Genomic DNA, 9,591 nt, shown 5'->3' with positions numbered 1-9,591 from the left:
CAGTGCACAAGAACATCCGGCCCCGGCCCACCCCAAAAGCAAGAACACCCGGCCCGCCCCAAAGGTTCGGGGCCCGGCTCGTTCTGGAGCGACGGAGCGGGGGAGCGAAGCGGAGGAGCGGAGGAGTGAAGAACGAGACCTATAGGGCCCCGAACCCCGGGGGGGGGGGGGGGGGGCCCCGCACACCGCAAGACGAAAACCCCCCCCCCGCGGGGGGGGCGGGGGGCGGGGCCCCCCCCCCGCCGCCCCCCCCCCCCCCCCCCCCCGCGCCCCCCCCCCCCCCCTCTTGCGTTATCTGCGGGGCCGCGGGTCGGCCCGGTTGTTACCTACCGGCGTCCTGGTATGCCTTGACCGCGGCATCCAGCTCGTCCAGCGCCCGGCCGAAGTCCTCGAAGTTCCCGGTACGCATCGCGGTGCGCACCGCTTCGATCTTGCGGTTCAGTTCGGCCGCGGCGGCATTCTGCGCCGCCGAACCCGTGGCCGGCGGCGGCGGGGCGGCCCCCTCGGTGGTACCGGCGCCCTGGTCCTCGGGTTGTGGAGCCGTTTCCTCCGTGGGCGGTGCGTCGCCGGGACTCGGCCGGGTGGCCGGATCGCCACCCGACGGCGTCGCCAGCGCACCGGCACCCGGCAGCACCTGGTTCAACGCGTCCGCAAGCGTCGACCCGTACCCGACCTTCACACTGCCGGCCTGGTCGCGATAGCTGACCAGCACGCGCAGCAGCTGCGGGAAGGTCGCCGTGTTCTGGCCGGTATTGCGTTCGTTGTAGAACGGTTCGACGTACAAGATCCCGCCGTCGGCCACGGGCAAGGTGAGCAGATTGCCGTATCTGATCTTGTTCGAGTTGGACAGCAGGGTCTTCTCCTGCGAGACCTGCGGCGCCGTCGTCATCGTGTTCTGCGTCTGCTGCGGACCCTGCGTCTGGGTATCGGTCGGCAATTGCAGGATTCTGAACTTGCCGTAACCCTCCGGATCGGAGCGCACCGATATATAGGACGACAGGAACTGCCGGTTGTAGCCGACCATCGCACTGGTCAGGTTGAACGTCGGCTTACCGGTCTCCGGATCGCCCAGCAGCACGTAGTAGGGCGGCTGGCTCGCCGATACACCCTCCACCGTCGGATCGGCGGGCACCGACCAGAAGGCGTTGTTGGTGAAGAACTCGCGCGGATCGTCCACGTGGTACTTGGTGAGCATCTCGCGCTGGACCTTGAACAGATCCTCCGGATAGCGGAAATGCGCGCGCAGCTCGGGGCTGATCTCGCTCTCCGGGTTCACCGCATCGGGGAACACCCCGCGCCAGGCCTGCAGGACCGGATCGGAGGGGTCGGTCTCGTAGAGCTCGACGGTGCCGTCGTAGGCGTCGACGGTCGCCTTCACCGAATTACGGATGTAGCTGACCTCTTTACGGGGCAGCAACCGGCCGGTGCGCTGGTCGATACTGTCCTCCAGCGCGCCCTCCAACGATGTGGTCTGCGCGTAGGGATAGTTGTCGAGCGTGGTGTAGGCGTCGACGATCCACTTGATCCGGCCGTCCACGACCGCGGGATAAGCGTTGCCGTCCGGAGTGAGCCACGGCGCGACCTTCTCCACCCGCTCACGGGGCGAACGGTTGTAGAGGATCTTCGAATCGCTGCTGATCGCCGAGGAGAACAAGATATTGCGTTCGGCATACTTGGCGGCGAAGGCCAGCCGGTTGAACCAGTTGCCGATCGGCACACCCCCGGCGCCGTCGTAGGTGAACCGCGCCTGGTCGGAGTCGTACTCGCGGGGAGCCTGACCTTCTTCCGTGCCGACGATGGCGTAATCGGGGTCGGACTGCGAGATGAGCTCGCCGTAATAGATCCGGGGTTGATCGACCGGGATCTGCTGCTGATCCTTCGGGGTGAACAGATCACTCACCATGAAGATCGGATAACCGGAGTCGCTACTGTTGCTGGCGGTGTTGACGTCGTCGGACTGCGGGCGGTTCACCCGGTTCGCGGGTGCCGCGACGAAACCGTTGCCATGGGTATAGACGGTGTGCTTGTTGATCCAGTCGGTCTGGTTCCCGCTCAAGCTGGCCGGCGACAGTTCACGTGCGGCCACGATGTAGTCCTGGACCTGACCGTTGAGCTCGTACCGGTCGATATCCAGGGCTTCGGGGAACCCGTAGAAGTTCTTCAGCTGGCGCAGCTGGGTGAATGTCGGCGACAGGATATTCGGGTCGAGCAGCCGGGCATTGGCGATGGTGGCATGGTCGACCGGCACATCCACCGGGTTCTTGCTGCTCTCCCCCTTGTACGGGACATACTCGATCTTGTCGTCGGTAATGCCGTACGCATGCCGGGTGGCATCGATATTCCGCTCGATGTACTCACTTTCCTTCTCCGCCGCGTTCGGGCGCACGGAGAACTGCTCGACCATCAGCGGCCACACGGCACCGACCAGTACCGACGAGAGCACCAGCAGCGCCGCCGCCATCGCGGGCACCCGGAGATCACGCAGTACGATCCCGGCGAAGAACGCGATCGCACAGATGACCGCGATCGACAACAGGATCAGCTTGGCCGGCAACACCGCGTTGATATCGGTGAACGAACCACCGTTGAAGGTGGGTTCCTTACGGCTGCTCATCAACAGCTGATACCGGTCGAACCAGTAGGCGACGGCCTTGAGTAGCACGAAAGTCCCGGCCAGCGCCGCGAGCTGAACCCGCGCCGGCGTGGTGAGCACGCCCTCACGCCCGGTCAGGCGCAGCCCGCCGAAGATGTAGTGCGTCACCAGATTCGCGAAGAAAGCGATCACCACGGCGACGAACAGCCAATTCAGCACCATGGTGTAGAACGGCAGATCGAAGGCGTAGAAACCGACATCCAACCCGAACTGGGGATCGGTACGGCCGAACGAGCCGCCGTGCAGGAACAATTGGACGGTAACCCAGTTCGACTGCGCCACCAGCCCCGACAGAACACCCAGCAGCGCCGGGATACCGAGACCGAACAGCTTCAGCTTGCTCAGCACGGTCGTGCGGTAGCGCGCGATCGGATCACCGGCCCCGGAGGTCGGCACGAATACCGGCCGGGATCGGTAGGCCAGCAGCAGCGCCAGCCAGACGATCGCGCCGACGACGATCGCGACCGCGAGGAAGACCGCGACCCTGGTCAATAGAACGGTCAGGTAGACACCACGGAAATCGACCTCCCCGAACCACAACCAGTTCGTGTACGTGTCGACGAGCCGTGGCCCTACCAACAGCAGTGCGGCCAGCACTACCGCCGCCACCAGCAGCAGACGGCTGCGCCGCGACAGCGAGGGTAATCCGGCTTGGGGGCGCATGCCCACGATGCCACTCTCCAGGGTCCGGCGGCGGGCGAACCGGTAGCGCCACCGGCCGCTGCACCGCAGTCCGAATTGTTGCGGTCGGGTCCGTACGGACCTTCAGCGCCCACTTTACGGAAAACGGACATCTTGGCGAGCGCAGGGTTCGACCGGTGTCGCCGCGCAGGATGCGAGGATGGTCCGGTGAGCGACGACCTGCATGCCGAAATAGTCCTTGCCCGTTCCGTCCACGAGGTCGCCGAGTTCGTGGACGCCGAGGGCTGGGGTGCCGCACCGCAGATGTTCGCCCTGGTGCGGACCGCGGATCTGGTGGTCGCCGAACCCACCCTCATCGATCAGATCGACACCGCGAACGAACTGACTCCGGTGGCGCAGGACCCGCTGCCCGACGAGGTCACCGCCGGAACGATGCCGCTGGACGAATTCCTGGCCACCACGAGTTGGCCGCCCGCGGTCGCCGGGTGTGTCCTGGTACAGGAAATCGTCGTCCTGCCACCGGACGCCGAAGCTGATCTCGACGATGCGCTCACTCCGCTACTGGCCGATGCCGACGCCGCCGATGCGGCCGGCCGGGCCGCCGCCCACGCGCATCCCGAACGCCGCGATGCCCGCCTGTTCGCCGCCGCGTTGCGGACCGGAAACAGTCTGTGCCTGCTGCAATTACGGCCCGAGGACGAATCCGACGACGACGGCGACCTGGATCTGCGGACCTATCCGGACCTCGCGCCGAATCTGGTCGAGGCGCTGCGCCATACGCTGGAGGACTCCGGCGACTGACCGCCGCGGAGCCCCGGGTTCAGCCGCAGCTCGGGGCCTGCTCGCCCGCCGCGAGATCTTCCAGCGCCTGAACTGCGCCCGCCAGCGTTTCCACCCGGACCAGCCGCAGCCCGTCCGGCACCCGCTGGATCGCCTCGCTGCAGTTGTCCGAGGGCACCAGGAAGGTTTCGGCGCCCGCTTCACTGGCAGCCATCATCTTGTACTGGATTCCGCCGATCGGGCCGACATTGCCGTCCCCGTCGATGGTGCCGGTGCCGGCAATGAACGCGCCACCGTCCAGATCACCCGGGCTCAACTTCTCGACCAGCGCCAGGCTGAACATCAGTCCCGCGGACGGTCCGCCGATATCGGGCAGGTAGAAATCGACCTGCATCGGCGGCGCCGCGGCCTCGGTCGGAGTGAGGCCCAGATACCCCTTGGTCTCGTCGTCGGGGCGCGCACCGAGAGTGACGTTCACCGTCTGCTCGGCACCGTCGCGGCGGATGACCAGCGACAGCACCGTCCCCGGCGCACTGTTCGATACCGCGGTGACGACATCCTGCGGAGTGGAGACGGGGTTGCCGTTCACGCTCACGATCTGATCACCCGGACGCAGCGCATCCCGGGACGGACCATCCTCGGCCACCTGGTGCACCAGCACCGCGGTGGGCAGGTTCAACTGACGCATCGCCGCGACCTCGGCATTGCTCTCCGAGTTCGTGAACTCCTGTTCGTTGGACTTGTCCACTTCCTCGCGCGTCAGCCCCGGCGGGTACACCTCGGCTCGCGGCACGATGCCGTGCCGGCCGCTGACCCAGAACCCGAGCGCCTCGAACAGGGTCAGGCCGTCGCGCATGGCGATCGTGGTCATATTCAGCTGGCCGGAAGTCCGGTCCACCTCGGCGCCGGTCACCCCCACGACCTCGCGGCCCTCGAATTTCCCCAGCGTGTCATGGGTGGGTCCGGGTCCGAGCGCGACGAACGGCACGGTGTAGACAGTGCCGATCACACCGAGCAACAGAATGGGGACCAGGGCGACGAGGAGCGTGATGATCCGACGATTCACCCGGTCAACACTAGCGATCCGAACCCGCCCGGCGCCCGCAGGCACGCGCGAGCCGACCGCGCTCACGCTGTCTCAGGTGGGCGGCACCCGGCTGGTCACGCCTGACGGGCGAGTGCCTGCTTCACATCGGCCAGCGACGGGTTCGTGGCCGTGGAGCCGTCGGCGAACTTCACGGTCGGAACCACATGGTTGCCGTTGTTCACACTGCCCACGAACTCCGCCGAAACCGGATCCTGCTCGATATCGATCTCCACATAGGTGATCCCGGCCTCTTTCAGCTGAGTCTTCAGCCGGCGGCAGTAGCCGCACCAGGTGGTGGAGTACATGGTCAGATCGGGTGTCGAATCACTCACGCAGAGAGCAACGCCGCCACCGGTGCCGGTGTTCCAGCTCGGGTCCATCGATTTCCGGCCATGGCTCGCAAGGGCCCGGCTGCCTCGAATCTCCACAGCGTCGGCGCGCCCGGTCGATCATATCGCCGGGGCCGGGTACTGCTCGACAGCGCTCCGGAGATCGCGTTGTCCGCTTCGACGGATAGGGAGGTCGGGTCCCTGGCCGGACGCTCGCCCCTGGCCCCTGGGCGCTGGGCGCTGGGCGCTGGGCGCTGGGCCGAGCGAACTCGACGGGCTGCACGCCGGCCGGCCGGAACTCGTCCCGGGATCACCGACCACCACGCAAGTTCAGCCGCCCCTGCCGGACACGAGGACGGCGGGCGTCACGCAATATGCGTCGTGACGTTCCGTTCGCGCGGGCCGAGCGGTTGCACAGCGCAGACCGGGGCTCACGTTCCCGGGCCGAGCCGGTCGGGGCGAGCCGGTCGGAGCAAGCCGTCGCAGCGAGCCGGTCGGACCGAACCATCGCAGCGAGCCGGTCGGACCGAACCGATCTGAGCCAGGGCGTGCCGAGACGAGCCAGGGCGGGCGGGCGAGGCGTGCGGGTCGGGGGCCGCTGAGCCACCTGTGCACAATGGACGCGTGGCCGCAGTCGATCTTTCCGCACTGGATCCGAAACAGGCCGCCGCTGTCCGTGCACCGCGGGGGCCGGTCTGTGTGCTCGCCGGGGCCGGGACGGGTAAGACGCGCACCATCATCTATCGCATCGCACACCTCGTGGCAGCCGGGCAGGTCCGCGCCGATCAGGTGCTGGCGGTAACCTTCACCGCGCGCGCCGCGGGCGAACTCCGCGGCCGGTTGCGCGGCCTGGGTCTGGGGGCGGCGGCGAATACGGTCCAGGCTCGGACGTTTCATGCGGCGGCGCTCCGGCAGCTGCGTTACTTCTGGCCGCAGATCGTGGGCGAGGTCCCGTGGCGCCTGCTCGACCGCAAGTTCCCGGTGGTCGCCCAGGCCGCGAACCGGGTGGGAATCGCATCGGGCACCGACACCGTGAAGGATCTGCTGAGCGAAATCGAATGGGCGAAATCCGCGCTGGTGGCACCCGAGGACTATGCCGCCGCGGCCGCCGCCCGGCAGCGCGATATCCCCTTCCCGGCGGCGCGTATCGGCGAGGTCTACGCAGCCTACGAAACGCTGAAGACCACTCCGGAAGGCATGCTGCTCGATTTCGACGATCTGCTGCTGCACACCGCTGCCGCACTCGAGGACTATCCGGCGGTCGCCGACGTGTTCCGGGAACGCTACCGCTGCTTCGTCGTCGACGAATACCAGGACGTCACTCCCCTCCAGCAACGCGTACTCGACGCCTGGCTGGGTGACCGGGACGACCTCACCGTCGTCGGCGACGCCAACCAGACCATCTATTCGTTCACCGGCGCCAGCCCCGCGTATCTCCTGGACTTCTCCCGCCGCTATCCGGACGCGACAGTGGTCCGGCTGGAGCGTGACTACCGCTCCACACCGCAGGTGGTCGATCTGGCCAACCGGGTGATCGGGATGGCGAAGGGCCGGATAGCCGGAACCCGGCTGCAGTTGATCGGCCAGCGCGACGACGGACCGGAGCCCGCCTTCGCGGAATACGCCGACCTGCGCGAAGAGGCCGTCGCGGTGGCGCACCGGATCACCGACCTGCTGGCCGCCGGTACCCCGGCCGCGGAGATCGCCGTGCTGTACCGGATCAACGCCCAATCCGAGGCCTACGAACAGGCACTGACCGAACAGGGCATCGCCTACCAGGTTCGCGGCGGCGAAGGATTCTTCCAGCGGCCCGAGGTCCGCCAAGCGGTCGAGGAACTGCGCAAAACCGCGGCCCGCGACGATCTGCCCGCCGCATCGCGCACCGGTGAGAAACTGGTCACCCTGGTCCGGGCGGCACTGGCCCCGATCGGGCTCACCACCGCGGCGCCGGCCGGGGCGCAGGCCCGGCAACGCTGGGAGTCACTGGTCGCGCTGGTGCGGCTCACCGAGGAACTCACCGAACAGGAGCCCGAACTCGATCCGGCCGGGCTGTTGCGCGAACTCGCCGCGCGCGCCGAGGCGCGCCACCCACCGACCGTGCAGGGCGTCACCCTGGCCTCCCTGCACGCGGCCAAGGGGCTGGAATGGGATGCGGTATTCCTCGTCGGCCTGACCGACGGCACACTGCCGATCAGTTATGTCCTCAACGGGGACGGTTCGGTTGCCGACCCCGCCGCGCTCGAGGAAGAACGCCGGCTGCTCTACGTCGGGGTCACCCGGGCACGGAGCCATCTGCGCTTGTCCTGGGCGTTGTCGCGGGGTGACGGAGATCGCCGCAGCCGCCGGCGCTCCCGGTTCCTCACCGGCCTGATCCCCGAGGAGTCGCCGGCATCCCGCATCGCCGCACCTGCGCGGTCCGGTACAAAAGCCACCCGGCCGGTCTGCCGGGTCTGCGGGCGGGCCCTGCTCGATTCGGAAACCGTGCTGCTGCGCCGCTGCAAAGGCTGCGCGGGTCAACCGGACCTGGAACTGCTGGGGGCACTACAGGATTGGCGCCGCGAGAAGGCGGCGGAACTCGCGATCGACCCGCGCGGGATCCTCGGGGTGAACACGCTCACCGCAATTGCCGAACAGCTCCCCGAGGACGAGGCGGGGCTGGCGGCGCTCGGGGTCGGCGCGGCGAAGATGCGCCGGTACGGCGCGGAGGTGCTGGCGATCATCCGGTCCCGGCGGCGTTCTCTTTCGCAGCCGTAGCGCGATCGAGCGCAAAACCGCAGGTAGAAAATAGGTTGTCGAGCCCGGCGCGATTGGCTTAAGGTGGGAATCGCGCTCGGGAGGGTACATCCACGCGCATCATTGGAATTTTCGGATCACGAGTACAGGAGGGAGGCAGACAGATGAACGGCGTTACGAATTTCGGATTCGTCACCGTAATCCCGAATACGCGCTTGTCGGCTGCTTCCCGGGGGGTCCTCGCTCTGCAGGGGACCGGCCCGTCCTGCATCGATCGTTACGGTGCGCAGCCGCGTATGCGCTATTCGCATGAGCCGAACTTCGTCGAACAGCAGGACCAGTCCGTCGCGATCTGGCACCCGGCAGCTGCCTTCGCAGCCGCCGGCTCGCTCGCTATCGATCCTGCCGCAGCACCCGCGGTGGCCGATAAGGGAGCGGAAAGCCTCCGCAAAGGACACCACGCGACCGTGAACAGGCGGCCCCACCGCCGACCAGGTCCGGGGTAACACCCCGAACCTCCTGGCCACGGGTCGCATATGCGAAACCGTGGCCATTTTTATCTGGCCTTCAGCCCACAAGGCAGCGGTTTCGCAGCAGAAACACCGAACCGCTGCACAACAAGCTGAAGGAGAACGACGTGGTCACCACCACCCAGAGTTGGCCGCAGGCCGCTACTGATGTGGCGTGTCGCACCGTGGCAGCCGATTCCGAAACCCGGCCGCTGACCACCCTGCCCTGCCGGGCGGGTGATCCGGATCTGTGGTTCGCCGAGAGCCCAGTCCAGTTGGAGCAGGCCAAGGCGCTGTGCGCGTCCTGCCCGATCCGTAAGGGCTGCCTGAATGCCGCGATGGATCGGCGGGAGCCGTGGGGTGTTTGGGGCGGGGAGATCTTCGATCAGGGAGTCGTCATCGCCCGCAAGCGTCCGCGGGGCCGGCCGCGTAAGGTCGCCGGCTGTGTCTGACCGCGACGGCGGACACCCGCCCGCGGATTCGCGCCGATACCGGAAACGCGGCCCCCCAAGCGGGGCCGCGGGGGGCGGGGGGGGGGGGGGGGGGGGTGCCGGGGGGGGGGCCACCCGGGGCCCCCCGGGGGTTGGGGCGGGGGGCGGGGGCGGCGGGTGTGCCGTGTGTACGGCTACTGGGCCTTAAAACCCTTGGGGGCAAACGTTTGCCCGCCTCCGGTATTGCACCGAACGCTAACGAGCCGCTCATCGGCTATGCGATGAGCGGCTCGTTTCCGGTATCGGCGCGAATCCGCGGGCGGGTGTCCGCCGTCGCGGTCAGACACAGCCGGCGACCTTACGCGGCCGGCCCCGCGGACGCTTGCGGGCGATGACGACTCCCTGATCGAAGATCTCCCCGCCCCAA

6 protein-coding genes and 1 pseudogene are annotated in these 9,591 nt (G+C 67.8%); 3 read left to right on the top strand and 4 right to left on the bottom strand.

What is annotated here, in order from left to right; translation table 11 throughout:
- Positions 1–322: 322 nt before the first annotated feature.
- On the bottom strand, positions 323–3,322 hold the full coding sequence (locus QH196_RS03930) for a UPF0182 family protein (protein ID WP_280414361.1): 3,000 nt from the start codon (positions 3,320–3,322) through the stop codon (positions 323–325).
- A 180-nt stretch (positions 3,323–3,502) separates the two neighbouring features.
- Here QH196_RS03930 and QH196_RS03925 point away from each other — a divergent pair, with 180 nt between their 5' ends.
- Positions 3,503–4,096 carry a PPA1309 family protein gene (locus tag QH196_RS03925; protein WP_280414360.1) on the top strand — a complete coding sequence of 198 codons (594 nt, stop codon included), beginning with the start codon at positions 3,503–3,505 and terminating at the stop codon, positions 4,094–4,096.
- 19 nt (positions 4,097–4,115) lie between these two features.
- On the opposite strand, the gene QH196_RS03920 is transcribed toward QH196_RS03925, so the two are convergent.
- Both QH196_RS03920 and QH196_RS03915 read right to left on the bottom strand, forming a co-directional pair.
- Entirely contained in the window at positions 4,116–5,141 is a 1,026-nt protein-coding gene (locus tag QH196_RS03920; protein WP_280414359.1) for a YlbL family protein, read from the bottom strand.
- 95 nt (positions 5,142–5,236) lie between these two features.
- On the bottom strand, positions 5,237–5,467 hold the full coding sequence (locus QH196_RS03915) for a mycoredoxin (protein WP_280414363.1): 231 nt from the start codon (positions 5,465–5,467) through the stop codon (positions 5,237–5,239).
- A 648-nt stretch (positions 5,468–6,115) separates the two neighbouring features.
- Here QH196_RS03915 and QH196_RS03910 point away from each other — a divergent pair.
- Both QH196_RS03910 and QH196_RS03905 read left to right on the top strand, forming a co-directional pair.
- The gene (locus QH196_RS03910) at positions 6,116–8,245 is read left to right on the top strand and encodes an ATP-dependent DNA helicase UvrD2 (RefSeq protein ID WP_280414358.1); all 2,130 of its coding nucleotides are present in this window, start codon (positions 6,116–6,118) and stop codon (positions 8,243–8,245) included.
- A 658-nt stretch (positions 8,246–8,903) separates the two neighbouring features.
- Positions 8,904–9,185, top strand: a complete 282-nt coding sequence (locus QH196_RS03905; RefSeq protein ID WP_280414362.1) for a WhiB family transcriptional regulator — start codon at positions 8,904–8,906, stop codon at positions 9,183–9,185.
- A gap of 318 nt (positions 9,186–9,503) precedes the next feature.
- Here the strand turns inward: QH196_RS03905 and QH196_RS03900 are convergent.
- Positions 9,504–9,591, bottom strand: a pseudogene (locus QH196_RS03900) (WhiB family transcriptional regulator); the annotation flags it as partial.

The organism is Nocardia carnea (assembly GCF_029868325.1).
GTDB classification, from domain to species: Bacteria; Actinomycetota; Actinomycetes; order Mycobacteriales; family Mycobacteriaceae; genus Nocardia; species Nocardia carnea_C.
This window is presented reverse-complemented; position numbering and strand designations above follow the sequence as displayed.

What these genes read in the sequence shown, in the direction of transcription:
- QH196_RS03915 (WP_280414363.1), bottom strand. Translation starts at nt 5,467, where the DNA reads ATGTACTCCACCACCTGGTGCGGCTACTGCCGCCGGCTGAAGACTCAG.